Below are 24091 nucleotides of genomic sequence, written 5' to 3' on the forward strand. Positions count from 1 at the left end.
TCAACGCTCCAGGTAGGGGAAGTCGCGCGCCGACATCGCTTCGCGCGCGTCGGGCAGGGCGGGGTGGTCGCGCGGGAAGTCGTCGGGGTAGTAGCCCAGGTGGCGGACGCCGGCGGCGCGCAGCATGCGCGTCTGCGCGCGCAGGGTTTCGCCGGCGATCGGTTCGCCGCTGCGCCAGTCCACCGTCTGCAGCTCGAACAGGGTCTTCTCTAGGCCGCGCGGCGTGCCCGCGACCGCGTCTACGAGCCCGCGCAGCCAGCGCTCGGGATCCCCGGCGCCCTCGAGCTGAGGCATCGCCATCAACGCGGTGAGGTCGTAGGCGCGATGGAAGGCCGCGAGGTCCTGCGCGAACCAGGCTTGCGAGGCCGGCTCCAGGACCGGGCGCGCGAACAGGTTGCGCATCGTCGCCAGCTTGGGCCGCCAGCGTTCGGCCTCGGCCTGCAGCGCGAGGGTGAAATCGACCAGCCCGGCCGTGCGGCGCGCCGAAATGCCATCGCCGTAACCGGGAATCTCGTCGTCGCGCAGGTAGGCGTCGTCGTGGAACAGGAGGCCGTCGAAATGGCTGTTGGCGGCGAGATCGGCATACAGCTCGCCGACGATCGCCAGCGTGCGCGGATCGCCCGGATCGAGCCGTGGGATCTCGTCCGGATTGCCCGACGCGATCCGCAGCTCGCGCTGCAGGCCGGCATCGGCGAGTTCGAAGCCGAGCACCGGCAGCCATGCGAACACCCGCACCCCGGCGCGCGTGCGCAGCTGCCACGCCACCCGGTTGAACAGGTCGGCGCGCATCGGCAGGTGCCGGTTCGGGAAGTACAGCGCCTCGGCCGCGCCGTCGCCGTCGGGATCGGCGAACGCCTGCAGCAGCACGTGGCTGGGACCGATGTCCTGGACCCGCTGGACCAGCTGGTCGACATTCCGTGCCGTCTGCGCCGGGTCGTCGTCGAACACGTAGTCCATGTCCACCTGGATCGCGCGCACGCCGTCGAGCGAGAGATCGCGGCGCAGCTCGCCGGCCAGGTCGCGCACGTCCGGATTGCCGTGGATGAGCAGGCGCGCGAGGCTGCCGAGCGCGTCCTGCCCGGCGCTGTCCTCGCCCTGCTGGCCGAGATCGGCCTGCTGCGAGCGCCCTTCGAGATCGAACGACAGGACCATGCCCATGTCGCCCGCCAGCGCGTTGGCCACGTCGTTGTAGGCCGCGTACGGCCAGACGATCACGCGCGGCGCGCGGTCGAGATGGCGGGCGATGGCATCGCGGCTCGCCTGCAGGTCGGCCGCGATCCGCGTGCGGTACGCGCCTTCCGACTCGTAGCCGCGGGCAGCGTCCCAGATGCGCGTCACCGCGGCCGGTGTCTGGTTGCCGAAGGGATTGCCGGGCAGGCCGCGATGCAGGTCGTGGCTGTGCGACCCGACCTCGACCAGGCCGCTGTCCTGCATCTCCCGCAACTGGTCCCAGGTAAGGAAGTCGTCGCGGGTGAAGTCGCGCGGGCCGTAGGGCACGGTGCCGTCCGTTGGCAGGGCCAGCCAGCCGGTGACCGGTGCGACCAGTGCGGGATAGCCGTAGGCGCGCAGCAACGGGAACGCGTGCGTGTAGGCGCTGCGCAGGCCGTCGTCGAAGGTCAGCAGCACCGCCCTGGCGGGAAGCGGGGCGCCACCGGCACGGGCGTCGAGCACCGCCTGCACGCTGACGGGCTGGTAGCCGTGCGCACGCAGCCAGTCCAGGTGCTGGGCGAAGTTGGTGGTCGAGACGGCGTAGGCATCCGGATCACCCTTGGCCGCCACGTCGTCGCGGATGTCGTGGTAGCTCAGCACCAGCAGCGAAGCCTGCGTGGCGGGGGCCAGCAGCGCCAGCGCCATCAGCACTGCCACTTGCCACAGGCGCGATCGGAACGGATTCATCGTGCACCTCCCCAGCGCAGTTCGACATCGAAGGCGACGCGCTGCTCGCGTGCGCCGTCGTAGACCGGTCGCGACCAGGCGGCGCCGTATTCGAACTCGTGGCCGTCGCGACGCCACAGGTGGCGATAGCCCAGCGACGGCACCCAGTGCATCGACTGCCCGCGCTGCCAGTACGGGCCGGCGGCGATCTCGAAGCGTTGCTGGAAGGCGCTCTCGTAGCGACGCCAGGTGATGTGGTCGGCGCGCAGGCCCAGCGTCGCCGAGGCATCGCGCTCCGGATTGAAGTAGGCGGTCCGGTCGCCCTGCGAAGCGCGCCCGACGTGGACCGACGCGAGCCCATCGACCATCAGGTGCGGCCGGCTGAGCAGGCGACGCGTGGCGTCGAGGCCCAGCTGGTCGCGGATGTTGCCGTCCTCGTAGCGCAGGCGCGAGGCGCGGGCATCGAGGCCCACGGTGTCGCTCGGCGTCCACGCCGCGGACAGCGTGAGGCTGTCGGCGGTGATCCCGAGCCGGCGCGCCTGCAGCGACGCCTGCGGATCGAGCCTCGCGATCGCCGCGCCCGCGTGCCAGGCATCGGAGAAGCGCCAGTCGCCGGCGACGGTCCACGCGGTCGCGCCGCGGTCGTCGGCATCGCTGACGCGCGAGACGGTGGCCGATGCGCCCAGCCGGTCATGGCGGTACCAGCCGCCGATGCCGGCGCTGCGGTAGCGCGTGCGCGCGGCCCCGGTGTCGGCGCCGAAGTCCGCCCATGTGTCCTGCGCGAGCACGCCGATGCGCCAGCGGTCGTCGATCAGCGGCGACCGCAGGTCGAGCGCATGGCCACCGTCGCGACTGCCGAACGGCGACTGCGGGCTGCCACCGTCGCGCGCGCGGCTGCGTCCGCGGTTCGCCGACAGCGTGGCCTGCACGCCCCGATGGCGGTCGAGCGCCCGTTCAACGCGGACGAGGCGCGGATCTTCCGGATAGGTCGCGTCGAGCGCGGCGTACGCATCGCGCGCAGCGCCGATCCGGTCGAGTGCGGTCAGCGCGCCGACGCGGCCGGCAAGGGCGTCGCGATCCTGCGGATCCGCGGTCAACGCCATGTCGTAGCGTTCCAGCGCGGCCGCCGGTCGGCGGCGCCTCGATTCCATCGCGCCGATCGCCGCCTGCAGCCCGGGGTTCGCCGGACCAATGTTGCCGAGAGCGTGCAGCATCGCCTCGGCGCGGGCCTGGTCATTGCCATACGAATGCGCGAGCGCCAGGTTCAAGTCGGCGCTGTAGCGGTCCCAGTTCTCGTAGCCGGCGCGGGCGCCGGGCTGGCGCGGCCAGGCGGGCTGCGACGCAGCGAGCGTTTCGAACAGCGGCATCGCGAGGTCGAAACGCTCCTGCTCCATCCAGGCGTAGGCCAGCAGGATCCGGGCGTTCACGTCGTCCGGGCGATGCGCGAGCGCGGCCTCGAGCACGCGCGAAGCGTCTTCGGGGCGGCGCAGCGCCAGCAGCGAATCGCCGACGGTGCCGAGCGCGTAGGCCGGCACCTCGACGCCATCGGCCAGCAGGGCGTCGTAGCCGTCGACGACCTCCTGGTGGCGTTGCAGGCTGTTGAGCGCGGACAACGCGTCGACCCGCAGTCGCGTGCGTTCCCAGTTGGTCCGGCGCGGGGCGTTTCGCTGCAACACGCGCAGGGCCTCCAGCGCAGCCCTGGCTTCGTCGAGGCGCCGGGTGGGCGATTCCGGTTCGACCCGGCCCCAGCCGATGCGGCGGGCGATCGCGTCGCCCTGGATCCGCTCGATCTCGTGCGTGGCGAACAGCGCGGGACGCGCGGCGACGGCTTCGGAAGCGAGTATCGAACTGCCGAGATCGGCCAGCGTCAGCGCACGCAGGCGATACGCCTCGTCGTCACTCGGATCACGCGCCAGGCGGCGCTCGAGTGCCAGCAGGGCGGCAGCGTGGTGCTCGCGTGCCGATGGCGCGGCGCTACCGGGCGCCGGCGTGCGGGTCTCGCTGCCAGCCGACGTTTGTGCGATCACGGGCGCGCACAGGGCGGCAAGCAGGGCAAGCGGAAGCGGATGGAAGCCCGGGGCAGAACATCGTGGGGAGAGGGGCACTTGGATGGTTTCGAAAAAAGAAGTCTAGCGGCGTCGCGCCAATAACGTGACCAACGTCTCAGATTGGGGTGGAGCGTGACCGCGCAGGCGTCAACGTGATGTCGCGGCCGCGGTGCGCAAGCGCGTGTGATTCAGGTACGGGCGCGCGGTGCTGCCCATCCGTAGGCAAAGGCGGGCGTCTGCGCCACCTGCGTTCAGGAAACAGCACCCGGTGTGCATGCTTGCCTTGCATTCAGTTCTGGAGAGCCTGTGGGCCACGCGGCCCGCGTGACGCGCGGTTCGAGCCGAGACTGGATGCACGGCGACGGCCGCGTGGCGATCGGTGCAGCGCTCATGCCGCTCGCCGCGTCGCTGCCCGATCCGCTGCGCATCGGTCTCGCGTTCCGAATGCCCGGGGACTTCAACACGCTCGAGTGGTACGGCAAGGGGCCGCACGAAAGTTATCTCGACCGCCAGACGGGTGCCGCGCTCGGCCGCTGGACCTGCGCGATCGCCGACCAGCACCACGACTACATGCGCCCACAGGAAACCGGCAACAAGGTCGGCGTGCGCTGGTTCGCGGTGCGCGGGCAGAACCTGTCCACGCTCACCGTGCGCGGCGAGCAGCCGCTCTCGGCCAGCGTGCTCGCGTTCCGTACGAATACCTGGATCGTCGCCCGCCGGGCACGTCACGCAGCAGCGACATCGTGCCGCGCAGCGCAGCGACGTGTGTGTGGTGATCGATGCCGTGCAGAGCAGCGGCCTCGGCGGCACCGACAGCCGGAGCCCGCTGGGGCGACCGCTCGAGCGCTACCGCAGCCCGGTCGAGTCGCTGCAATATGCGTTCACGCTGGAGGCCTCGCCGCCTGTGCCCGCCATCCGCGACGTACGCGCGGCAACGGCCACCGGCAGCCCAGTCGTCGATTGACGCGGGGCAAGGGCGGCTCAGGGCGTTCTCGGGTTCGCTTCGCTTACCCGGGCTACGACGCCGTAGCCGGATAAGGCCGAAGGCCGCATCCGGGGAAAGCGCCGGTCTCCGCCATCGGCTGTTCGCTGACGTAGCCAAGCGTCCCGGGTGCGCTTCGCTTACCCGGGCTACGGCGCCGCGATGGTGCGCGTGCGCGGTGTCCAGTCGACGCTCAACAACGTCGTCTCGCAGGCACCCGGCAATAGCGCTACGGGTGTCTCCGTGGGGTTCACCGCAGGCGGTGAGCAGATCCGGCCAGGCGAGCATCCGAGCATCAGGGAAGGTGGAAGCGGGCCTCCTGCGTCTTGCCGCCGAACCCGTAGGCACTCGCGCGCACGTCGTCGATATGGATGTAGCTTTCCTCGTGCAGCTCCCCAAGCAAGCCTGCGAAGCCATCGAAAGCCTCGCGGATGTACTGCGCCTTCTGTTGCCTGGTATTGCTCTCGTCGACGATCTTGATGTCGAAATGGAAACTCCGCTTGCCCTGTTCGAGCAGGGTGCGCCCGCCGACGACCCAGTCGGCGGGATCGACGTACTCGACCACGATCGCGGTCAGTTCCGGCTTCTTGCCGAGGATACGCGTGGTCAGTTCCAGCAGCATGGCGCTGATGGCCCTGGTCGTGTCGGGAGATTTCGTGTCGCTGACCTTGACCTTGAGGATCGGCATGGCGGTTCCTTTGATTAGCTATGCAACTATATGGACGTGATGCAGGGATCGAATCGGCGGGTCACTCCAGCGAAGAACGAACCCTGCGGATCCTGGCGACGGCATCGCCGAAGTCCTCGTCGCCGAGGACGCGCTTGAGCTGGCGGGTCACGTTGCTGCTGGCCTGGTTGATCGCATCGCCGATGGCCAGCGCGGCAGAGGTGGGGTGGATGGACTGTCCACGACCGTCCGATGCGGAACCCTTGCGCACCAGCAGGTCCTTGGATTCCAGGCCGTCGATCAGCCTGGTCACGGTGGGGCGCGCGAGGGACAGCGTTTCCGCCAGCTCGAAAGGGGCCAGGCCCGGATGCTTCAGCACGGTCCGCAGCAGGAACGCCTGTGGCGGGGTCAGTCCGAACGGTGCGAACGCCGCCGACCATTTGCGTTCCAGCTGGCGGACCAGCGCCGATGTATTGAAATAGAGGCAACCTTCGAACATATGGGCACACTACGCCGATATGATTAGCTATGCAACTACATCGACGGAACAGGTTGTTGCGCCCTGGAGCGGACCATCGCTCCTGGCGAGATACTGCCTGCCCTCATCGGGCATCGCAGAGGCTGTTCCACCAGCCGGCCCTGGCTGGTGAAGCAGTGGATCAACAGCCGCAAGTCTGGGAAAGTCGCTGCTGACGAGGAGCCAGGATTTCCGGGGAGGACGCATGGGCAAGATGATCTGCGCGGTGCTGCTGGGACTGTGTCTGCATGCCCCGCACGCCGGGGCGCAGGTGCTGTGGGAGGGCGCGAGCTACGGCATGAGCCCGGCGCAGGTACAACAACGCTTTCCGCGAGCGCAGATGCCGGAGGTCCCGGACAAGCTGGCGGGTGGCGAGGTCGAAGGGCTGCGCCTGGCGGACGTGCGGATGGCGGGCCATGCGTTCACCGCATCGTTCTTCTTCGGGCACGACGGGCTCATGCAGGTCATGCTGGGGCTCGACGGGATGCCGGCGCAGGCCGACGGCATGCGGGCTTTCGAGGCGGTCGCCGGCGAGCTCGGGGCCGCGCACGGCAAGCCGCACTCCAGCGAATGGACGCATGCGCCGTTCCAGCGCAGGACCGCGCAGTGGATGGTCGATGGCGCCACGGTCAAGGTGTTCTACATGGACGTCGGCACGGCGTCGATCGTGAACGTGATCCACCAGGCGCGTGCGCCGGATGCGCCGCCCGGTCCGCGACTGCGGACGCCGACCGGATCGGGTCGGACGGGCGAGGCAGGGCGGCGGGGTGAATGAGCGTCCGGGTGGACAGGTTGCAGGGCCGGCGCCGAGGGGAGCACGGAAGTCGCCCGATGGAGTCAGGACGGAACCGCAACGTCAACGTCGACGGCGACTGTGCGTGGAAGATGGACCCGCAGCTGGACTCAGTCGGCGTTCTTGCGCACGAAATAGGTGAGGTAGATCAGCCCGCGATCATCCGACCCCATCGTGGTGCTCGCGTCGAAGAAATGTTCCTGGAACCAGGGCTCATTCATTACTTCGACCATCAGCGCCTGCCAGTCGTTCGTGTCGTCGAGGACGTTACGGTACGGCACGGCCGAGATCGTGCAGATCGAACGGGTGCAGCGCGGTTCGCCGATTTCCAGGCCAGTCCTGCCGCCCTGGCGTTCGCGCAGGGCCCGGCCAAGCGCGTCCTGCATCTGCGGTGACCAGCCCGGATCCAATTCCTCGTGGGTGGCGAGGTGCAGGAATTCCTTCTGGCGTTCGTCGCCTGCCGCAAGCCCCTCGGCGAACTTCGCGACCCGCCCGATATTCTCGGCGGACAACGGTGCCGGGCCGAGCGCCGCGACGGCCGCCTCGCCCGGGGGCGCGAGATGCGCGTTGCCGCCATCGGACGATTCTCCGATCTGTTTCCCGTCGTCAGCCCTGCCGGGCGCGCTCGCGCTGTGCGTACCCATGCGCGGAGAGGCTCCGCCGGCGTCAGCTCGTGTCGGCGTGGGCTGCGATGTCGCAGTGTGTCGGGGGGTCTGCTGCACGTAGATCCCGACAACGATCACGCATGCAAGCACGAGGGCGATGGCAATCCCGATCTTCCGGTTCACTGGATCCTCCCGAATGTGCGGATCGTCGCAGGCCTGCACGACTCCATGGGGTCGGGGAAAGCGTCTGAGCGCATTGCAGGGCCGACGGACACCTGCTCGGCGCGGAACACGCGATCGCCGGTCAAGCGAGCGCACTTTCCCCCAATCGCGCCGGAAAGTCGACTCCGACCGTTGCAGCAGCGCTGTCTCTTCCTTGCGGGTCACACGCGATACCCGACCCACCCGCGGAACGTGAATCCGGCATAGAACAACTCGATCCCCTCGAAACCCGCTTGTTCGAGCAGGCGGACCTCCGCCTCGGGCGACATGACCGGCAGCCGTTCGCGCATCGCCGCGTTCGCCGCGTCCGCCCCAGGCGCCAGGCGACCGGACGGCGATGCGAACGCGGCGTAGCGCCGGAGCCAGCGGGTCTTGCCCGCTTCGCTGGTATCGAAACTGTGGTGCGCGACCACGAGCGGCGCGCCGGGTCGCAGTCGTCGCCGGAGTTCGCGCAGTGTGTGCAGGCGCGCTTCCGGCGACAGGAAGTGCAGGGTCAGCAGGCAGGCCGCGCCATCGAACGTGGTTTCGGGCGCGTCATCGATATAGCCCTCGATGAGTTGAATCCCGGGTGCCAGCGTGCCCAGCGTCTCTTCCGCCAGCCCGAGCATCGCAGCCGAGGGATCGACGCCCACCAGCCGCCAGCCCGGGCGTGCCACGGCGAACGCCTTGAGCTCCAGCCCACCGCCCGCGCCGAGCACCAGCATGCGGCCGTCGTCGGGCACGACCTCCGCCAGCAGCAGCTCCGCCATCCGGTGCAGCGCCGCCAGTCCGGGCACTTTGGCGATGGGTCCTTCGAGATACCTGGCGACTGCATCGGGATCGTTGAACGAGGACATGACGGCTTGCGCACTTGACGAGGGGCGCTATTTGTAACATCGTTTGTTACATGAAACGAGACAGCCGCCTGTCCGCCGTCCTCCACGCACTGCTGCACATGGCCGAGCACGGCGGGCCGATGACCTCCGAGGCGCTGGGCCGATGCCTGGGCACCAACCCGGTCGTCGTCCGGCGCACGATGGGACTGCTGCGCGAGGCCGGGCTGGTCGGCGCCGGGCGTGGCCACGCGGGCGGCTGGACGATCCAGGCGGACCTGTCCACGGTGACGCTGCGCGACCTGCACGAGGCCCTCGGCGAGCCGGCGCTGTTCGCCATCGGCCATCGCAGCGAACATCCGGCCTGCCTGGTCGAACAGGTGGTCAATGCCGCCCTGGACGATGCCTTCGACGAGGCCGAGGCGCTGCTGATGGAGCGCTTCGCCTCGGTGTCGCTGGCGCAACTGGCCGACGCGTTCGCGCGTCGTCACAAGACGCACAAGGCCCGCAAGCGGAGAGCCGCGGCGTGAGCGAGGATGCCATCATCGTCGGCGGCAGCTATGCCGGCATGGCCGCGGCCCTGCAACTGCTCCGGGCGCGACGGCGCGTGCTGGTGATCGACGCCGGGAGGCGACGCAACCGCATGGCAGCCACGTCGCACGGGTTCCTCGGCCACGACGGCAGCGACCCCGCGATGATCGCAAGCCTCGCGCGATCGCAGCTCGAGCGTTACCCCACGCTGCGCTGGATCGACGGTTCGGCGGCGGCGGCGTCCGGCACCCGCGACCACTTCACCGTCACCACGGGCGACGGTGCCGAGCACAAGGGCAGACGACTGCTGCTCGCGCCCGGCGTCTCCGACACGTTGCCTCCGGTGCCGGGCCTGGCCGAACGCTGGGGCAGGAGCGTCTTCCATTGCCCCTATTGCCACGGCTACGAACTCGACCGCGGAGAGATCGGCGTGATCGCCACCGGCCCGATGTCGTTGCACCAGGCCAGGCTGCTGCCGGAGTGGGGCAGGGTGACCCTGTTCCTGGATGGCAGGCTCGAACTCGACATGCAGTCCGCGGACGAGCTTTCGGCGCTTGGCGTCGCCATCGAACCGACCCCGATCGCGCGGATCGAAGGCCACGCCGACATCGTGCTGGCGGACGGACGGCGTCGGGGCTTCGCCGGCCTGTTCACCGCATCGCGCAACGCGCCCGCGACCGATCTCGCCGAACGGCTGGGCTGCGAACTGATGGACACCCCGATGGGCACCCAGGTCCGGACGAACGAGGCGAAGGAAACCAGCGTCCCCGGCGTGTTCGCATGCGGCGACGTCGCGCGCGTGCCGCATTCGGTCTCGCTCGCAGTCGGCGATGGCGCATGGGCGGGTGCCCAGGTGCACCAGTCGCTGGTGTTCGCGGAGGCGGCCCGGGCGGACCGGAACAGGCAGTCGCCTACCCGCGTTGCCCGATGATCATCGCGGCCCGTTTGTCGGCCTCGATCCTGTGCCTGAAGGACTTGCACATGGCCACGCCGGCATCGGTCAGGCGCAGGCCCTCGTCGGTGTCCTCGACAAGCGCACTCTCGATCAGCCGCTGCTTCATCTCCGGCTCGATGGGGATGGACTCGTCGCACTGGAATACCCGGTGCAGGACATCCAGCAGGGCCAGGTCTTCGAGCGGAATCGGATCCATCGTCATGGCCAGGTCGGGCGAGGTTGCAGGGTTGGGGATCTGCCGGCTGATCCGTGGAGATGCGCCGCGGTTCCATTATGGACCGATCCCGCTGCCGCGGCCCCGATCCTGCGTTCGCGATTCCGAAGGCCGCGTCGCGCCGGATGGGTCCGGAAGGGAATCACCGGACCCGTTTACTGCCCGGGCAGATCCGGCCCCGGGGGATCGGGCGGGCTGTCCGCTTCCGGCGGCGGCGCCACCATGTCAGGGGTACCGGGCAGGTAGGACGCCACCCGGTCGAAGAACCGCTGGTAGAAATCCTGGTTCTGCACCGTGTTGCTGCCCACCCGCACCAGGTTGGCATTGCTGCTGCCGACCGGCAGCGACACCGACCCGATCATGCTCACGCCCACGCTGGCCGAATTGGATTGCGTCTTCAGCGCGTAGCGGTCCTGCACCGCGTTGAGGAACACGATCGACCCGCCGGCCGCCTGCGGCACGCAGGTGGCGCGCACGTTGAGCTGGGTGTGGACCTCGGCCTCGGGCTGGAAACTCTTGGTCGCCTCCAGTGCGTCCGTCGTCATCGTGCCGATCACGTAGCCCTGCCCCAGCAGCGCGCGACGCGTCGCCTCGCAGGCGGTGGCCGGTGCCACCGGATAGGTGCGCGAGTAGGTGTCCTCGGGGCCGAAGGTTTCGCCCAGGGGCGGTGGTTCCACCTTGTCCTGGCGCGAGCCGCAGGCGGCCAGCGAGCAGGCCACGGCGGCGGCGAGGGCAAGGGATCGTCGGGACGGCATGGTGGCGGGCATGCGGAGCACGGGGTCGAGTGGAACCGGAGCGGCGGCGGACGTGCAGCGCGAGTGTAGCGATGACGCCATGCAAGGCGACTGAATGCCGCGCCCTCGGTTCCACGCCGGTTCCGCCTCGGCGGGCGTCGGCCATGCGCCGGGTCGCCTTTCGCGTGGTCGCGGCGTCGGCACTCGAAGCGAACCCGATCCGGCATCGGAGCCGGTTCCTTCCTTGCATCCTGCCGCCCGTCCCGGGAGGCGGGAACTGAACCCGATCGCGTCCTGTTCATCCCCAACCCCCCGATTCCGCGAAAGTGCTGTATGGTGCCTGCACTGTTCAAAGCGGGATCACGGTACATCGTGGCTCCGATGCGGTTGATCAACAGGTTCCAGGGCCGGCGACGGCCTTTCCAGACGATCCGCTCCATCGCTTCGTGTTACCCCTTGCTCGATACAGTCCCGGCACCGCGCATTGCGGGCCGTGTTTCCTCAACTGATCCAAGGAGTAACACCATGTCTGAACGTCAAACCGGCACCGTCAAGTGGTTCAACGACGCCAAGGGCTTCGGCTTCATCACCCCGCAGAGCGGCGCCGACCTGTTCGTGCACTTCCGTTCCATCCAGGGCAGCGGCTTCAAGTCGCTCCAGGAAGGACAGGCCGTGTCGTTCAAGGTCGCGCAGGGCCAGAAGGGTCTGCAGGCTGAAGAAGTCCAGGCCGAGTAAGCACTACTCGACGCTTGCACCGCATCAGCGGTACCAGAGACCCCGGGCGGCGACGCCCGGGGTCTTTTGTTTGGCTCTCCTCCCCTGTGAGGGAGCCTGGCCAGGTTGGCAGGGATTGGCCCCGGGCTTGAGGCCCAGGTCGTTCGCCGCGCCCTACAGGTGACGGCCGAGGAAGGCCAGCATCTGCTTCGCGATCTCGTCGCCATGCGTTTCCAGCGCGAGGTGGCCGGTGTCCAGGAAGCGCACTTCGGCAGCGGGGTTGTCGCGTTTGAACGCTTCCGCGCCGGCTGGCAGGAAGAACGGATCATTGCGACCCCAGATCGCCAGCGTCGGCGGGCGGTGCTCGCGGAAGTAGGCGTGCAGCTGCGCGTACTGCTTCACGTTGCTGCCGTAGTCGGCCAGCAGGTCGACCTGCGGCTCCACTCCGATGCGCTCGATCGCGTCGGCCGCCAGCTGCCACGGCTCGGGCGCGATCAGCGACGTATCCGGCACGCCCTCGGTGTACTGCCAGCGGATCATGTCGGGCGTGTTGAAGCGGCGCAGCGCTTCGCGGTTCTCCGCGGTCGGCGCGTCCCAGGCCTTGCGCATGTCGGCCCAGCCCTCGCTCAGGCCCTCTTCGTAGGCGTTGCCGTTCTGGCTCACGATCGCGGTGATCCGGTCCGGGTGCCGCACCGCCAGGCGCCAGCCGACCGGCGCGCCGTAGTCGAACACGTACAGCGCGTACCGGTCCAGGCCCTTGGCGGCGGTGAAGGCATCCACCACCGCGGTCAGCTGGTCGAAGGTGTAGCGGAACTCCGTGCCGGGCTGCACGCGGGTCTGGCCGAAGCCCGGCAGATCCGGGGCGACGACGTGGTAGCGCTGCGCCAGTTGCGGGATCAGGTCGCGGAACATGTACGACGAGGCCGCGAATCCGTGCAGCAGCAGCACGGTGGGCGCCTGCGGCGAACCGGCTTCGCGATAGAACACGTCGACGCCCGCGACCTCGAGCGTGCGGTGGTGGACCGGTGGCGCACGGTCCGTGGCGTGGGCGCCGAACGCGGCGCCGAGGAGGGCGAGGAACGCGGCGATTGCTTTCATTGGGGGCTCCAGGGGCAGGAAGTCACGGGGAGTAGTAACCTTTATAAATCAAAATTAACGGTTACTGGTGGCGCAGGATCGCGCATCTGGAGTAACCTGTCAACAGGTGATTTCAAGGTTATCCATGGCAACCACGGCATCGACTGGCTCCGGAGACGACGCGCCCCTCGTCGGCGACCACCCGGCGATGGACCTGCTCAACACGCAGGCGCGCGAAGACGGCGTGCCCACCGACGCGTGGGAGACAGGCACGGACGTCCTCCGGTGGCTGGCGCGACTCGGCATCGTTCCCGCCGCTGGCGCCGGCCGGGTGGACGAAGCGGAGCTGCTCGCGCGCGCGCGCGACCTGCGCGCGCAGGCGCGCAAGCTGATCGTGGCGCGCATGCAGGGCAAGGCCGGCAATCCCGCCGGCCTCAACGCGCACCTGCATGCGTACCCGGGCACGCCCAGCCTGCAGCGCGACGGCGCGGGTGGTTTCTCGCTGGTCCGGGTGGCGCGGGGCGATGCGGTCGCCACGCTGCTCGGCCCGGTGGCGGAGGCGGTGGCCGAGCTGCTGGTGGAGGCGGATTTCAGCCTGGTCCGCCAGTGCGAACATCCCGACTGCGTGCTGTGGTTCTACGACCGCACTAAGTCGCACAAGCGCCGCTGGTGCAGCATGGCGGTGTGCGGCAACCGCCACAAGGCGGCGCGGTTCCGCGCGAACCGGCGGGAAGGCGCGGCGGGCTGAGCCGCGCCTTCGGGATTCCACCGCGCCGGCAGGCAAGGCCAGGTGCGATGGCCGGCCTCAGGGCAGCGGCGTGCGCATCCCCACCGCCAGCCGGTTCCAGCCGTTGATCTCGACCACCAGGAACGTCAGCTCGGCGATCCCGGCCTCGTCGAAGTGCTCCGGCAGCGGCGCGTAGTCGGCGTCGGCGGCATTGGTGGCCTCGATACGCGTCAGCGATTCGGCCCAGCCGAGCGCGGCGCGTTCGCGCGCGTCGAACAGGCGGCTTTCCCGCCAGCCGGCGAGCGTGTCGAGCTTGCGCTGGTCCTCGCCCGCCTCGCGCGCCTCGCGCGCATGCATGTCCAGGCAGTAGGCGCAGCCGTTGATCTGCGAGACGCGCAGTTTCACCAGCCCGGACAGGCGCGGGCCCAGGCTGCCGTCGTGCAGGGCGTCGGCGAGGGCGAGCATCGCCTTGAACGCTTTCGGGGCGAGTCGGGGGTAGGGAACGCGGGTGTGTTGCGACATGGAAGGCTCCGGACATGGCGGCCACCATGGCCGCCTCACCGGGAGGACGGGCCAGCGCGTACGCGCGTGACACCCGCGCTCAATGCAGCCGCAACTTGTCCGGGTTCATCTGGTTGAGCACCTCCACGATGCGCTCGCCGTCGCTGACGATCGTGGTGATCATCTGCAGCCGGCCGTGCAGGAAGCGCAGCCCGGCCGCCTCGCCGTTGACGCGCCCGATCCGCCACTGCGCCTCGCGCGGCACACGGCGCGCCACCGCCCGGTACAGCCGTGCGATGCGGTCGGCACCTTCCAGCGGCCGCAGCGCGGCGATCGTCTTGCCGCCGCCGTCCGAGCGCAGGCGCGCGTCCGCGTGCAGCAGGGCCATGATCGCGTCGCGATCGCCGCTGGCAGAGGCCTGCAGGAAACGCTCCAGCAGTTCGCGATGCCGTTCCGGCGCGACCCCGGGAAAACGCGCGCGCCCGGCCTGCACGCGTTCGCGTGCGCGGTGCACCATCTGCCGGCAGTTGGCCTCGCCCTGGCCGAGCAGCGCCGCGATCTGCGCGTAGTCGTAGTCGAACACTTCGCGCAGCAGGAATGCCGCGCGCTCCTCCGGCCCCAGCCGTTCGAGCAGCGCGAGGAAGGCCAGCGACACCTGTTCGGCGATCTCGGCGCGGCCGGCGGGGCCGGGCGATTCGTCGATGGTCAGAGGCTCGGGCAGCCAGGGACCGATGTAGTCGGTGCGCGCGACGTGCGCCAGGCGCAGGCGGTCGATGGCGAGCCGGGTGACGGTGGCCACCAGCCAGCCGGCCGGGTCGCGCACCGCGGCGTAGTCGGCCTGGCGCCAGCGCAGCCAGGCATCCTGCACCGTGTCCTCGGCATCGGCACGGGTGCCCAGCATCCGGTAGGCGAGGGCCAGCAGCCGCGGGCGGTGGATTTCGAAGGTCCGGTCGTGCGGGGTCATGAGGGAAAGGACGAACGACGGCGTGCGCGCGTGACAGGGATCCGGAAGCGGGCGCCGTGACTGTGCCCGATGCCGGCTGTCCGGGTCGACTGCGTTCCTGCGGGTTCTGCCGCGGCGCCATCGGCAACGCGTGCGTCGACGGCGTCGCGCCTGCGCCCTCCGGTCCGACGGGCCTGCAACGAAAATGCCGCGCACCTGTGAGGTGCGCGGCATTCATGGACAACCGTTGGGGACGGGCCGGGCGCATGTCACGCCCGGGAACCGCCCCGGCCCTCGATCACTCGGTGGCGGCGCCGACGGTCAGACCGGTCGTATCGACATTGGTCACGCCTTCGATGTCGCGCGCGATCCGGGTTGCATGGTCGATCTGCGCCTGCGATTCGACCTGGCCAGAGAGCGCCACGACGCCATTGACGGTTTCGACATCGATCGCCAGTCCGGACACATCGTTGTCGGCGAGCAGCGAGGACTTGACCTTGGTGGTGATCCAGGTGTCGTCGACCGGCTGGTCGGAGTCGCGGCCGTCGTCCATGTCCGCGTGCTGCGCGTCACCCATGGCAGGCGGCTGCGCTGGATCCGCGTAGGGATCGGCACCGGTGGCCACCGGGTCGGTCGGACCCGTCGGAGTCGTGTCCGGCGTGGTCTCCATGGCCGCTTCGTCTGCCGGCGTCATGTCGGCACGGTCGTCGGCATCGGGTGCGCAACCCACGGCGAAGGCGAGCGCCGTGGACAGCGCGATCGCGAGGGGCAGGCGGGTCGGGGACGAAATCATCTTCATTGCAGTGCTCCGGGACAGGAGTGGGGACGTGCGGCCAGTGTGGTGGGCGGGTTGTCCACGAGACGTGACCGGTTCGTGCCAGAGCGTTAAATCGGCGCGGATTCCGTTCACCAACGACAACGGCGACTGACTGGAGACCAGGCGGGCGCGGACGTCGGTGAAGAGAGCGTTGCGGGTATCGGTATCCGGAAGCGCGCACCAGGCGCGGGGGTCCACATCGGTGCGCCTGGGAAGAACGCCCGGTCGCCTTCGTGGCTGGTCGCCTGGCCTTGAAGAAGTGCTAGGCGGCGGCCGTCGACTGGGCAGCAGCCGTCGGATCGTCCTGTTCCGGCGTTTCGGTATGGGCGCACGCCACCCACCGGCCCTGCTTCCTGACCCAGGTGGTGGTGTCGTAGACCACCATGTCGTGGTGCCTGCCGCCCATCGTGAAGGACTGTTTCGCCTTGTACGAGGCGATCGCCACGTCCGGCGTCGGGAAGAGGACGCTCTCGTCGGAGAACTCGAACGAGGTCATCCGCGCATCGCCAGCGAGCGCCATCGCCTTGTATTCCCCGGGGGCGAAGCGACGGATGCCGCGGACGCCGGCGACGGTGGACTGCTCGTCCAGCAGGGAGATGGCGGTGTCGACGTCCATCTCGACCATGGACTGCCAGAACCTGCGCTCCAGGGCCATGATGTCGGCCTGTGTGGTCATCCTGCACCTCGCGTCCGAAATGGTCGCCACATGATGCGCACGACGCGTTCGCATCGCGTCGTCGAAGCGTTATCGGTGCGGCGTGGACGCATCGCGGCGTCGCGCATGCAGGATCGCGGCTCCCGGCACCCCGGGCGTGTCCGGAACCTTGAACGGATCGCGCCTTGCGCCCTTCGCCATGGCATTCTCGCCGCGAACTTCGCAGCTTCACTGCCGGGCTTGACCGGCCCCGTCGAGACGGGCGGTGCCGTCATTCGCAGCGGATGCCGGGCGCCTGCCGTACTGCCGCGGCGGGGCGCCCATGACCCGCTTGAATGCGGTGCTGAATGGCGAGCCGTTCCAGGGCCCTGCGAAGCGCCGCGGGTCCATGGCGTCTTCCGGACGATCGCGAGGGTGGATCGGACTCCGGCGCATGCGAAGGGGAAACGAGGTCGTTGGTTGTCAGGTCGCAAACCGAGCACAGGCCCGGGGCGCACAGCCATACCCGAAGCACATTGCAGCATTGCTCAAAGCCCGTGCGCTTTCCTGATGATCTCGGCGGCTCGCTCCCCGATGACGACACAGGGCGCCATGGTGTTCCCGCTCGGGACATTGGGCATGATGGACGCATCCGCGATCCGCAACCGGTCGATACCGTAGACCTGCAGGTTGCCGTTGACCACCGACATCTTGTCGCGCCCCATCTTCGCCGTGCAGGCCTGATGCCAGAAGGTCACCGCCGAGTCGCGGATGTAGGTTTCCATCTCGGACGGCGCCAGGTTTCCCGGCATCGCTTCACGCTTCAGCAGATTCTTGAACGGCGAGGCGTGCGCCATCTCCCGTGCCAACGTGATGGTCGCCACGGCGCCGCGTACGTCGTCGGGGTGGGAAAGCGTATTGGCCTCGATCCGGCAGGGTGCACCTGCTTCGGCACCCGTGAGGTGCACCGAACCGCGACTCTTGGGATGGGAAAGTCCGGCGAACGTCATCCAGCCATGCTCCGGCACGCCGCGGTGCGCGGTCTCCGGCGTCGGCACCGGGAACTCCAGCTGGCAATGGAATACATCGGGAGCAGCCAGCGCAGGATCGGTCTTCCAGTACAGCGTGGCCTCCGATCCGCCGTTGCCGACGCCCACCGGCGTACCCGACTCGAAGATGCAGCCGAAGGACACGTGGTCCTGATGGTTTCTTCCAACGCCGGGCAGGTGCTGGATCACCCGGATGCCATGGGGCGCCAGTTCCTCTTCCGGACCGATGCCGGACTGCATCAGGACCTTGGGCGTATTGATGGCGCCCATCGACAGGACCACCTCGCGGTCGGCCATGATGCGTGTGCTGCGCGCACCCTGCATCACCTCGACGCCGACCACGGTGGTGCCGTTGAACACCAGTCTGCCGACCTGGGCGTTGGTCATCACCGTCAGGTTGGACTGCCCCAGCTTCGGGAAGATGTAGCAACGGAAGATCGATGAGCGCCGGCCCGCCTTCACGATCAGGTCGTTGAGCGCAACGCCGCCGCGTCCTTCCATCATGGCGCCGTTGGGGCTGTCGAACGTCGGGATCCCAAGTGACCTGGCTGCCTCGACCATGGCGATCGCCACCGGTTGGGGATGGGGCGGCGTCGTCACGTGCACCGGTCCGGCGGTGCCGCGCCGGGCGGCATCGGGCACGCCGCGCCAGTCTTCGATGCGTCGATAGATCTCGAGCACCGAACGATAGCTCCACGCATCGTCGCCGGCTTCTTCAGCGAAGTGCTCCCAGTCGCTTCGATGCCCGCGCGCCCACACCATCACGTTGATGCTGGATCCGCCGCCCAGCACCTTGCCCATGTTCAGTGGAATGGCACGGCGATTGAGGTGCGGATTGGGCTGGGCCACGAAGGCCCAGTCGCGGTCGGAGCCGAGGTTCAGCGGCCACTGCGTCGGATCGAGCACTTCAGGCACCTCGTCGGATCCGCCCGCCTCGATCAACAGCACGCGCACCGCGGGATTCTCCGCGAGCCTGCCGGCCAGCGCGCAACCGGCAGGACCGGCGCCGCAGACGATGAAGTCGTAACGACCCGGATGTCGTGCGTCGGTCGCGTCAGAAGAATGGAAAGGAGGGTGAGGGCTGGACATGGCGGCAGATACTCCGGGCGAGGTGGGGCATTCAGGCAGCCGGGTGTGGCCGCCCGTCGTGGGAGAGGGGTGCAATGGGGAAAGCCGCGGACGCGCCGGACGGCGCGTTCGCGGGAGACGCTTAAGCGGCCGGTTGGCCGGCTTCCCTGGCGGCGAGGTCGATCGTGTCGGCGACCACCCTGGGCTGCGTCATGAAGACGGCGTGGCTGGCGGACACCCTGGTGACGCGCGCGTTGATGCGCTCGGCCATGTGGATGAGCATGGCCTGGTCGAACGCCTTGTCCTCGGTGGCAATCACGGCCCAGCTGGGCTTCGTGCGCCAGGCGGCATGGGTCAGCGTGGTGCCGAACACCGACATGTTGATCGGCACCTGCGAGTCGCGCAGGAACGCCGCGTCGGCATCGGTGGTGTCGTGGGCAAAGCCGGCCTTGAACCTGGCGGGACTGATGAAGCCGTAGCCGTCGCCGCCCGTGTCGATCACGAATTCGGGCGTGAGCGCGAAGCCGGCGTACTGCTGGGCGGTGGTTTCGCCGGCGTCCGGTGCCAGGGCGGACACGTAGACTAGGCCGGCCACCTTGTCGTGGACGCCGGCTTCGGTGATGACCGTGCCGCCCCAGGAATGTCCGACCAGGATGGCAGGGCCGTCCTGGCGGTCGAGCACGCGCCGGGTCGCCGTCACGTCGTCGGCGAGCGAGGTCAGCGGGTTCTGCACGATCGAGACGCGATAGCCGCGCGCGGTGAGGTCGTCGTAGACCGGGCGCCAGCCGGCGCCGTCGGCGAAAGCACCGTGCACCAGCACGACATTCTTCACCTGCGCGCCGCGGTGGCCGGGCGCGGCGTCATGGGCCTGTGCGGAAGGGGAGGTGCCGGCCGCCAGAGCGGCCGCGAGCACTGCAGGGATCAGCTTGAACATGGACGTATCCTCGGGTGTGGGCAGGTGTATGGCGTGTCGGCCGGCAGGGCCGCTTTGCGGCGCACGACAGGGCGGTCGGTTGCCTGAGCCTGATCAGTCAGCGGGCAGGTCAGTCCTGCAAGCGGGGGGTCGGCTCAGCCACGGTTTCGTTCGATGGCATCGACCTGGGTCGCCCGCTCCGCGCCATTGCATCGAATACGCCATCGCGACGCACCCAGGCGTGGTACAACGCCGCGGCCAGGTGCATCAGCACCAGGGCGAAAAGTGCATAGCCAAGTACGCCATGCGCGCCGCGCAACCAGGCGTAAAGCGTGGGGTCGTGCGGGACGAGTGCGGGCAGCCGCAGCGCGCCGACCATCGGCACCGGGTAACCACCGGCCGACAGCATCGACCAACCGAGCAGCGGCATCGCGAGCATCAGCGCGTACAGCAGCCAGTGCGAGGCTTTCGCGGCGAGGGCCTGCGGGCGCGGCAGGTCCGCAGGCAGCGGGGGTGGCGGGCTGCGCCAGCGGTGGTACAGCCGCACCAGCGCCAACAGCAGGATGGCGATGCCGAGCGGCCGGTGCAGCTCGATCAGCATCGGCCGCAGCGCCAACGATGCGACCATGCCCACGCCGACGAAGAGCATGGCCATGACCAGCACGGCCATGCCCCAGTGCAACAGCCGCGCAAGCGCATCGAAATGGCCGTGGCGATTCATCGTGCAACCTCCTGCATGGTGACGTCGGTCGCCGGCGGCGCCTGGTCGCGGGCGGTCTCGCGTTCGCGACGGTTGAAGGAAACCGAGTACGCCGCCGCGCGCGCCGCCAGGATCGGATCGCCGGACAGCGCGATGCCGTCAGGCACCACGGTCGGGTCGTAGTTCACGTCCCGGCACCGACCGGTGGCCTGCGGCTGGCTGTTGTTCAACACGAGTACGCCGGCAATGTGGCGCGGACGGTTTTCGGGCCATGCCTGCGACGGATCATCGATCGGATCGCCGGGCGCAGCTTCGATGATGACCAGGTTCCAGCGCAGCGGACCCCGGCGCAGCCGTGCCCGCAGTTCCTCGGCCAGGTAGTCGGGATCTGCCTGCTGGCGTTCGGCTTCGCTGAGCGGTTCGAATGGAGCCTGTGGCTCCATCGACCATCGTACGAAGCGTTCGCGACCCGCGGCATCGACGAAACGGAATGCGTTGACGCCGTTGTATGCCGTGTTGGCCCAGCTGCTGGACCACGGCGCGGACTTCGCCCAGGCCTGGAACCGCTTCGCTTCCGGATGTTCGGCAAGGAACGCCGCCATCCTTGCAGGATCCGGCTTTCCCGTCGCCGGATCCGGACGCGACGCGACCAGTTGCTTGTGGAATCCGGCCGGTGTGGACACGGAGAAGAATGGGAAGCTGTTCATCGCCATCCGCCACTCCTGTCCGTTGTCGGCCTTCAGCAGCAGCGCTAGGCTGCGCACGCGCGCCTGCGCGTCCAGCGCGTACGGATCGGCGCCGCCGATCGACAGTCGGCCCTGCACCGCCGTGCGCGGCTGGCTGAACACCTGTGCGCGCGAAAGCGCCGCAGCCTGCGTGGAAGGTTCGAAATAGCCCGCCACGCAGACGCCCTTGCTGTGCGCCCGGCGGAAGCCCGCGTACGGCTTGCCGCCCTCGATGGCGTCCACCAGGCGTGGCGCCGTCAGGCGATCCTTTCCGATCCAGCCGGCCGCCCAGGCGAAGGCCGTGGCCAGTACCAGGACGATGATGGCGATGGCCGTCAATGCGGGCCACGGCATCGGTGGTTTCGGGGGCATCAATGGATCGGGAGGAAGGGTGGGCACGGGCAGCTCCGGTATCGTTGGATGGTGGAGGACGCGCGGCGGCGGGATTTATTCCATGTACCGGCGATACCCGACCGTTGCATTGGCGGCAATGCGGAATAATCCGCCTTGCCCATACGTCCCACGCACAACACCGACCCTGCGCTCCCCGATGCCTGCTCCATCGCCCCTGCTGGATGATGAAACCCTGCGTGAGCTGATCCCGAGGCTGCGACGGTTCGCGCGGTCCCTGGCTGCGGATCCTGCCGCGGCCGATGACCTGGTCCAGGCCACGCTGGAGCGCGCACTGACCCGGGGCGCGAGCCGTCGCAACGAGGACGCCCTGCAACCCTGGTTGTTCTCGGTCCTGTACCGCCAGTTCATCGACGACCATCGGCGTGCGGTGCGCTGGAAGCGCATCGCCTCGCTGTTCGCGACCGAAAACGAGCCGCGGCCGCCGACGCCGGACCAGGTCTTCGATGCACGCACGTCGTTGGCGTCCTTCTCCCAACTGCCGGCGGAACAGCGCGCATTGCTGATGCTGGTCAGCGTGGAAGGCCTGGGTTACCGCGAAGCGGCGGATGTGCTGGGCATCCCCATCGGCACGGTGATGTCGCGCCTGTCGCGCGCCCGACAGGCGTTGCGTGCGATGGATGAGGAAAAAATGCCCGCCTCCCCCGTGCTGAGGGTCCTGCGATGAACATCGATGCCATGCACCACCGGCCCGACGACAGTGAACTGCATGCTTATGTGGACGGTCGGCTGGATCCTGCCCGGCTCGCCGATGTCGAAGCCTGGCTCGCCGCGCACCCGCAGCATGCCGTCCAGGTGGAGGGCTGGAAGCGCGATGCCGAGCGGCTACGCGCACTTCATGCACATCCGGAACACTGGGCTTGCAACACCGCACTGGAACCCGCGCGCGTGCGCAATCGTCTGCGCTCGCGGCGACGTGCGCGCTTCGGCATTGCCGCATCGCTGCTGCTGGCCTTCGGCATGGGAACTGGTGCGGGCTGGCAGGCGCGCGAATCGCGGCCGGTGCAAGCTTCGTTGCCGATGGCCGACGCCCTGGCCGCGTACCGCCAGTTCGTGAGTGTCGAGGCGCCGCCCATGGAATTCGATGCCAGCCGCACCGATGACCTGCAGCGCTGGCTGCGGCGCCATTTCGGCGAAGCGGGGCGGGTACCCGACCTGAGCGCAGCAGGTTATCGGCTGATGGGGGGGCGCCTGCTCTCTACCGAACAGGGGGCGGCGGCGATGCTGGTCTACCAGGATGGCTCAGGCGCGCGGGTGGGTTTCTACCTGCGTCCACGCGGCTTGTTGCGCAGCGACGGCCAGCGCCGCGACGGCGACCTTCTGGCGCGATACTGGTCGCACCGGAACACCAGCTTTGCACTGGTCAGCAATACGGAAGACGCGGCAGCGTTGAAGCTGCCCAGCCTGTTGGGCGGCGGGTAAGAGCCAGAGAGACCGCAGGTACTCGAACTGGCCGCATCGTCACCGCAGGCCCATCGCCGACGAGTGCTTGCACGGCCTTGACCCAACCCCGGCATTGGTCCCCCAGACCGTGTTGCCGGTCGGTTGTCGGGCGCCACCGCCTTCCAGGGCCAGGCGCCCCGGGACGACTGCGTTGTCTCCAGCGCGGGCCAGCGCGCCCCATCGGGACGACGGCACGACGTCCCCGGGTGGAAACATCAGCGCGCCGGGTTCTTCGGCGATACAGCCCCGAGTCGATCCGCCTGCCTGCCAGTTGCCGATACGAGTTCTTCCGCCCGCAAGTCTCCACGCGTCCGCGAGCCGATCTGCGGATTCAGTCGGCAGACGACTCCGGCTGCCGCCATTGTGCCGGACGCGGCGCCCAGTCGCCTTCGCCCAGCACGGCCTCGACCAGGTGGACCAGCGGGAAGCCGAGTTCCGCTTCGGCGCCCCGGCCGGCATCTTGCCAACCGGCCGCAAGCACGAACGCCCGGAATGCGGATTCGTCCTGCTTCGCGGCAAGGCGGGTGATGGTGGCGGCCAGATCGTAGGCGAGTTCCTCGCCATCGCCGACGTGGAACGCCTCACCCGACCAGAACGCCTGGATGCGCCCGGCATTCCACCAGGCGAGGTGGCGGGCGTGCATCTCGGCAGGGCTGTACAGGCGTAGCCGCGGGTCGGCCATGCGGGGCAGCAGGGCCTGCTCGACGTTCACCGCGATGCCTTCGTTGAGCCACACCGGCAGCGGCAGGTGCGTGAGCAGCGCGTGGGACAGTTCGTGCACGACGACCGGCTCGAGGTCGTCGAGTGCGTCGTGCCAGCTGGCGAAGTGGCCGTAGCCGGCGTTGATGAACACGCCGCTGGAAGGTGCGTAGTCGCCGTCCGTCGGGCGGTAGTGGTCGAGGTAGTCGTGGTAGCTCTCGCGCGAGGCGAACACCATCACCACGTACGGGCCATGTCCCTCGTCGGATGCGAGCGGGCCCAGCCGCGCGCGGATGGCCCGCAGCGCCTGCTCGCACATGCCCAGCACCAGGGTCCCGGCCCGTTCGGGCAGCGAGGACAGGAGCAGGAAATTTCCGCTGGCCCGTAGCCTGTACTCAGCGTCGGGCAGCGCGTTGCCCAGGGCGTCCAGCCACTGGCGGGCGGCAGTGGCGTAATAGCGGTCGAGAAAGCTTTTGTCGGCCTCCGCCGCCGCGGCACCCATCGCCTCCCAGTCGGGAATCGGAAACCGGGTGCCGGGGCGCCAGCGCATGTCGACGCCGACGTCGACGGGCGCTGGCTCGGGCGCATGCCTGGGGGCATCCGCAGTCGGTCCCTTGGGCTTGCGGAAGAACCGGCTCAGCATGCTTGGAGAGCCTCCTGCATCTCGGACCAGTCAGTGAGCCGGAGCCCGTGCCTTTCCTGGAAGCGAACGCGA

Annotated in this window: 26 protein-coding genes; 8 read left to right on the forward strand and 18 right to left on the reverse strand. The window is 69.0% G+C overall.

The genetic code is table 11. From position 1 onward, the window contains the following. Positions 1–1896, reverse strand: coding sequence for a poly-beta-1,6-N-acetyl-D-glucosamine N-deacetylase PgaB (gene pgaB, locus FZO89_RS12285; protein ID WP_149103528.1), 1896 nt, complete (start codon positions 1894–1896; stop codon positions 1–3). Continuing rightward, positions 1893–3902, reverse strand: coding sequence for a tetratricopeptide repeat protein (locus tag FZO89_RS12290; protein ID WP_262378640.1), 2010 nt, complete (start codon positions 3900–3902; stop codon positions 1893–1895). Before FZO89_RS12290 ends, pgaB begins: the two co-directional genes overlap by 4 nt. Positions 3903–4274: 372 nt before the next feature. On the opposite strand from FZO89_RS12290, the gene FZO89_RS12295 reads away from it, so the two are divergent. Beyond that, entirely contained in the window at positions 4275–4961 is a 687-nt protein-coding gene (locus tag FZO89_RS12295; RefSeq protein WP_149103529.1) for a beta-galactosidase small subunit-related protein, read from the forward strand. Positions 4962–5200: 239 nt separating this feature from the next. Here the strand turns inward: FZO89_RS12295 and FZO89_RS12300 are convergent, their stop codons facing one another. After that, on the reverse strand, positions 5201–5593 hold the full coding sequence (locus FZO89_RS12300; protein WP_149103530.1) for a tautomerase family protein: 393 nt from the start codon (positions 5591–5593) through the stop codon (positions 5201–5203). A 61-nt stretch (positions 5594–5654) separates the two neighbouring features. Beyond that, positions 5655–6071: a MarR family winged helix-turn-helix transcriptional regulator gene (locus tag FZO89_RS12305; protein WP_149103531.1), complete on the reverse strand. Its 417-nt coding sequence runs from the start codon at positions 6069–6071 to the stop codon at positions 5655–5657. Positions 6072–6294: 223 nt separating this feature from the next. Here FZO89_RS12305 and FZO89_RS12310 point away from each other — a divergent pair, with 223 nt between their 5' ends. After that, the gene (locus FZO89_RS12310) at positions 6295–6864 is read left to right on the forward strand and encodes a hypothetical protein (RefSeq protein ID WP_149103532.1); all 570 of its coding nucleotides are present in this window, start codon (positions 6295–6297) and stop codon (positions 6862–6864) included. A gap of 128 nt (positions 6865–6992) precedes the next feature. On the opposite strand, the gene FZO89_RS12315 is transcribed toward FZO89_RS12310, so the two are convergent. Both FZO89_RS12315 and FZO89_RS12320 read right to left on the reverse strand, forming a co-directional pair. Further along, complete coding sequence (locus FZO89_RS12315) at positions 6993–7670, reverse strand: hypothetical protein (protein ID WP_149103533.1); 678 nt, start codon at positions 7668–7670, stop codon at positions 6993–6995. Between the two features lie 200 nt (positions 7671–7870). Beyond that, the gene (locus tag FZO89_RS12320) at positions 7871–8545 is read right to left on the reverse strand and encodes a class I SAM-dependent methyltransferase (protein ID WP_149103534.1); all 675 of its coding nucleotides are present in this window, start codon (positions 8543–8545) and stop codon (positions 7871–7873) included. A gap of 50 nt (positions 8546–8595) precedes the next feature. Here FZO89_RS12320 and FZO89_RS12325 point away from each other — a divergent pair, with 50 nt between their 5' ends. Both FZO89_RS12325 and FZO89_RS12330 read left to right on the forward strand, forming a co-directional pair. Next, complete coding sequence (locus tag FZO89_RS12325; protein ID WP_149103535.1) at positions 8596–9051, forward strand: Rrf2 family transcriptional regulator; 456 nt, start codon at positions 8596–8598, stop codon at positions 9049–9051. Then, entirely contained in the window at positions 9048–9983 is a 936-nt protein-coding gene (locus tag FZO89_RS12330; protein WP_149103536.1) for an NAD(P)/FAD-dependent oxidoreductase, read from the forward strand. The genes FZO89_RS12325 and FZO89_RS12330 overlap by 4 nt, the downstream gene beginning before the upstream one ends. On the opposite strand, the gene FZO89_RS12335 is transcribed toward FZO89_RS12330, so the two are convergent. Both FZO89_RS12335 and FZO89_RS12340 read right to left on the reverse strand, forming a co-directional pair. Further along, on the reverse strand, positions 9964–10209 hold the full coding sequence (locus FZO89_RS12335; protein ID WP_149103537.1) for a hypothetical protein: 246 nt from the start codon (positions 10207–10209) through the stop codon (positions 9964–9966). The genes FZO89_RS12330 and FZO89_RS12335 overlap by 20 nt on opposite strands. Before the next feature lie 167 nt (positions 10210–10376). Then, positions 10377–10988, reverse strand: coding sequence for a DUF2242 domain-containing protein (locus tag FZO89_RS12340; protein ID WP_149103538.1), 612 nt, complete (start codon positions 10986–10988; stop codon positions 10377–10379). Positions 10989–11480: 492 nt separating this feature from the next. On the opposite strand from FZO89_RS12340, the gene FZO89_RS12345 reads away from it, so the two are divergent. Further along, complete coding sequence (locus FZO89_RS12345) at positions 11481–11690, forward strand: cold-shock protein (RefSeq protein WP_149103539.1); 210 nt, start codon at positions 11481–11483, stop codon at positions 11688–11690. Positions 11691–11843: 153 nt separating this feature from the next. On the opposite strand, the gene FZO89_RS12350 is transcribed toward FZO89_RS12345, so the two are convergent. Beyond that, entirely contained in the window at positions 11844–12767 is a 924-nt protein-coding gene (locus FZO89_RS12350) for an alpha/beta fold hydrolase (protein WP_149103540.1), read from the reverse strand. Positions 12768–12891: 124 nt separating this feature from the next. On the opposite strand from FZO89_RS12350, the gene FZO89_RS12355 reads away from it, so the two are divergent. After that, complete coding sequence (locus FZO89_RS12355; protein ID WP_149103541.1) at positions 12892–13494, forward strand: CGNR zinc finger domain-containing protein; 603 nt, start codon at positions 12892–12894, stop codon at positions 13492–13494. 57 nt (positions 13495–13551) lie between these two features. Here the strand turns inward: FZO89_RS12355 and FZO89_RS12360 are convergent, their stop codons facing one another. The 8 genes from FZO89_RS12360 to FZO89_RS12395 all read right to left on the reverse strand — a co-directional run bounded on the left by FZO89_RS12360 (position 13552) and on the right by FZO89_RS12395 (position 21195). Continuing rightward, on the reverse strand, positions 13552–13995 hold the full coding sequence (locus FZO89_RS12360) for a carboxymuconolactone decarboxylase family protein (RefSeq protein ID WP_149103542.1): 444 nt from the start codon (positions 13993–13995) through the stop codon (positions 13552–13554). Positions 13996–14074: 79 nt separating this feature from the next. After that, positions 14075–14938 carry an RNA polymerase sigma-70 factor gene (locus FZO89_RS12365; protein WP_149103543.1) on the reverse strand — a complete coding sequence of 288 codons (864 nt, stop codon included), beginning with the start codon at positions 14936–14938 and terminating at the stop codon, positions 14075–14077. 277 nt (positions 14939–15215) lie between these two features. Further along, complete coding sequence (locus FZO89_RS12370) at positions 15216–15716, reverse strand: BON domain-containing protein (RefSeq protein ID WP_149103544.1); 501 nt, start codon at positions 15714–15716, stop codon at positions 15216–15218. A 280-nt stretch (positions 15717–15996) separates the two neighbouring features. Then, the gene (locus FZO89_RS12375) at positions 15997–16410 is read right to left on the reverse strand and encodes a nuclear transport factor 2 family protein (RefSeq protein WP_187471140.1); all 414 of its coding nucleotides are present in this window, start codon (positions 16408–16410) and stop codon (positions 15997–15999) included. Between the two features lie 506 nt (positions 16411–16916). Further along, a complete protein-coding gene (locus FZO89_RS12380; RefSeq protein ID WP_149103546.1) occupies positions 16917–18506 on the reverse strand; it encodes a GMC family oxidoreductase in 1590 nt (529 codons plus the stop codon). A gap of 121 nt (positions 18507–18627) precedes the next feature. Next, positions 18628–19419, reverse strand: coding sequence for an alpha/beta fold hydrolase (locus FZO89_RS12385; protein ID WP_149103547.1), 792 nt, complete (start codon positions 19417–19419; stop codon positions 18628–18630). Between the two features lie 109 nt (positions 19420–19528). Continuing rightward, positions 19529–20119: a cytochrome b gene (locus FZO89_RS12390; protein ID WP_149103548.1), complete on the reverse strand. Its 591-nt coding sequence runs from the start codon at positions 20117–20119 to the stop codon at positions 19529–19531. Further along, positions 20116–21195, reverse strand: coding sequence for a catalase family peroxidase (locus tag FZO89_RS12395; RefSeq protein ID WP_149103549.1), 1080 nt, complete (start codon positions 21193–21195; stop codon positions 20116–20118). Before FZO89_RS12395 ends, FZO89_RS12390 begins: the two co-directional genes overlap by 4 nt. Before the next feature lie 178 nt (positions 21196–21373). Between FZO89_RS12395 and FZO89_RS12400 the strand changes: the two genes are divergently transcribed. Both FZO89_RS12400 and FZO89_RS12405 read left to right on the forward strand, forming a co-directional pair. Continuing rightward, on the forward strand, positions 21374–21901 hold the full coding sequence (locus tag FZO89_RS12400; RefSeq protein WP_149104161.1) for a sigma-70 family RNA polymerase sigma factor: 528 nt from the start codon (positions 21374–21376) through the stop codon (positions 21899–21901). Continuing rightward, positions 21898–22656 carry an anti-sigma factor family protein gene (locus tag FZO89_RS12405; protein ID WP_262378641.1) on the forward strand — a complete coding sequence of 253 codons (759 nt, stop codon included), beginning with the start codon at positions 21898–21900 and terminating at the stop codon, positions 22654–22656. Before FZO89_RS12400 ends, FZO89_RS12405 begins: the two co-directional genes overlap by 4 nt. Positions 22657–23008: 352 nt before the next feature. Here the strand turns inward: FZO89_RS12405 and FZO89_RS12410 are convergent, their stop codons facing one another. After that, positions 23009–24019: a hypothetical protein gene (locus tag FZO89_RS12410; RefSeq protein WP_149103550.1), complete on the reverse strand. Its 1011-nt coding sequence runs from the start codon at positions 24017–24019 to the stop codon at positions 23009–23011. Between the last annotated feature and the right edge of the window lie 72 nt (positions 24020–24091).

Origin of the sequence: Luteimonas viscosa, assembly GCF_008244685.1 — a bacterium.
GTDB classification, from domain to species: Bacteria; Pseudomonadota; Gammaproteobacteria; order Xanthomonadales; family Xanthomonadaceae; genus Luteimonas; species Luteimonas viscosa.

Bases quoted from the DNA above. Each gene is read 5' to 3' on its own strand.
- FZO89_RS12320 (WP_149103534.1), bottom strand. From the start codon at position 8,545: ATGTCCTCGTTCAACGATCCCGATGCAGTCGCCAGGTATCTCGAAGGA.
- FZO89_RS12365 (WP_149103543.1), bottom strand. From the start codon at position 14,938: ATGACCCCGCACGACCGGACCTTCGAAATCCACCGCCCGCGGCTGCTG.
- pgaB (WP_149103528.1), bottom strand. From the start codon at position 1,896: ATGAATCCGTTCCGATCGCGCCTGTGGCAAGTGGCAGTGCTGATGGCG.
- FZO89_RS12385 (WP_149103547.1), bottom strand. From the start codon at position 19,419: ATGTTCAAGCTGATCCCTGCAGTGCTCGCGGCCGCTCTGGCGGCCGGC.
- FZO89_RS12390 (WP_149103548.1), bottom strand. From the start codon at position 20,119: ATGAATCGCCACGGCCATTTCGATGCGCTTGCGCGGCTGTTGCACTGG.
- FZO89_RS12360 (WP_149103542.1), bottom strand. From the start codon at position 13,995: ATGTCGCAACACACCCGCGTTCCCTACCCCCGACTCGCCCCGAAAGCG.
- FZO89_RS12375 (WP_187471140.1), bottom strand. From the start codon at position 16,410: ATGACCACACAGGCCGACATCATGGCCCTGGAGCGCAGGTTCTGGCAG.
- FZO89_RS12395 (WP_149103549.1), bottom strand. From the start codon at position 21,195: ATGCCCCCGAAACCACCGATGCCGTGGCCCGCATTGACGGCCATCGCC.
- FZO89_RS12325 (WP_149103535.1), top strand. From the start codon at position 8,596: ATGAAACGAGACAGCCGCCTGTCCGCCGTCCTCCACGCACTGCTGCAC.
- FZO89_RS12400 (WP_149104161.1), top strand. From the start codon at position 21,374: ATGCCTGCTCCATCGCCCCTGCTGGATGATGAAACCCTGCGTGAGCTG.
- FZO89_RS12305 (WP_149103531.1), bottom strand. From the start codon at position 6,071: ATGTTCGAAGGTTGCCTCTATTTCAATACATCGGCGCTGGTCCGCCAG.
- FZO89_RS12370 (WP_149103544.1), bottom strand. From the start codon at position 15,716: ATGAAGATGATTTCGTCCCCGACCCGCCTGCCCCTCGCGATCGCGCTG.
- FZO89_RS12350 (WP_149103540.1), bottom strand. From the start codon at position 12,767: ATGAAAGCAATCGCCGCGTTCCTCGCCCTCCTCGGCGCCGCGTTCGGC.
- FZO89_RS12355 (WP_149103541.1), top strand. From the start codon at position 12,892: ATGGCAACCACGGCATCGACTGGCTCCGGAGACGACGCGCCCCTCGTC.
- FZO89_RS12300 (WP_149103530.1), bottom strand. From the start codon at position 5,593: ATGCCGATCCTCAAGGTCAAGGTCAGCGACACGAAATCTCCCGACACG.
- FZO89_RS12310 (WP_149103532.1), top strand. From the start codon at position 6,295: ATGGGCAAGATGATCTGCGCGGTGCTGCTGGGACTGTGTCTGCATGCC.
- FZO89_RS12345 (WP_149103539.1), top strand. From the start codon at position 11,481: ATGTCTGAACGTCAAACCGGCACCGTCAAGTGGTTCAACGACGCCAAG.
- FZO89_RS12410 (WP_149103550.1), bottom strand. From the start codon at position 24,019: ATGCTGAGCCGGTTCTTCCGCAAGCCCAAGGGACCGACTGCGGATGCC.
- FZO89_RS12380 (WP_149103546.1), bottom strand. From the start codon at position 18,506: ATGTCCAGCCCTCACCCTCCTTTCCATTCTTCTGACGCGACCGACGCA.
- FZO89_RS12405 (WP_262378641.1), top strand. From the start codon at position 21,898: ATGAACATCGATGCCATGCACCACCGGCCCGACGACAGTGAACTGCAT.
- FZO89_RS12335 (WP_149103537.1), bottom strand. From the start codon at position 10,209: ATGACGATGGATCCGATTCCGCTCGAAGACCTGGCCCTGCTGGATGTC.
- FZO89_RS12295 (WP_149103529.1), top strand. From the start codon at position 4,275: ATGCACGGCGACGGCCGCGTGGCGATCGGTGCAGCGCTCATGCCGCTC.
- FZO89_RS12340 (WP_149103538.1), bottom strand. From the start codon at position 10,988: ATGCCCGCCACCATGCCGTCCCGACGATCCCTTGCCCTCGCCGCCGCC.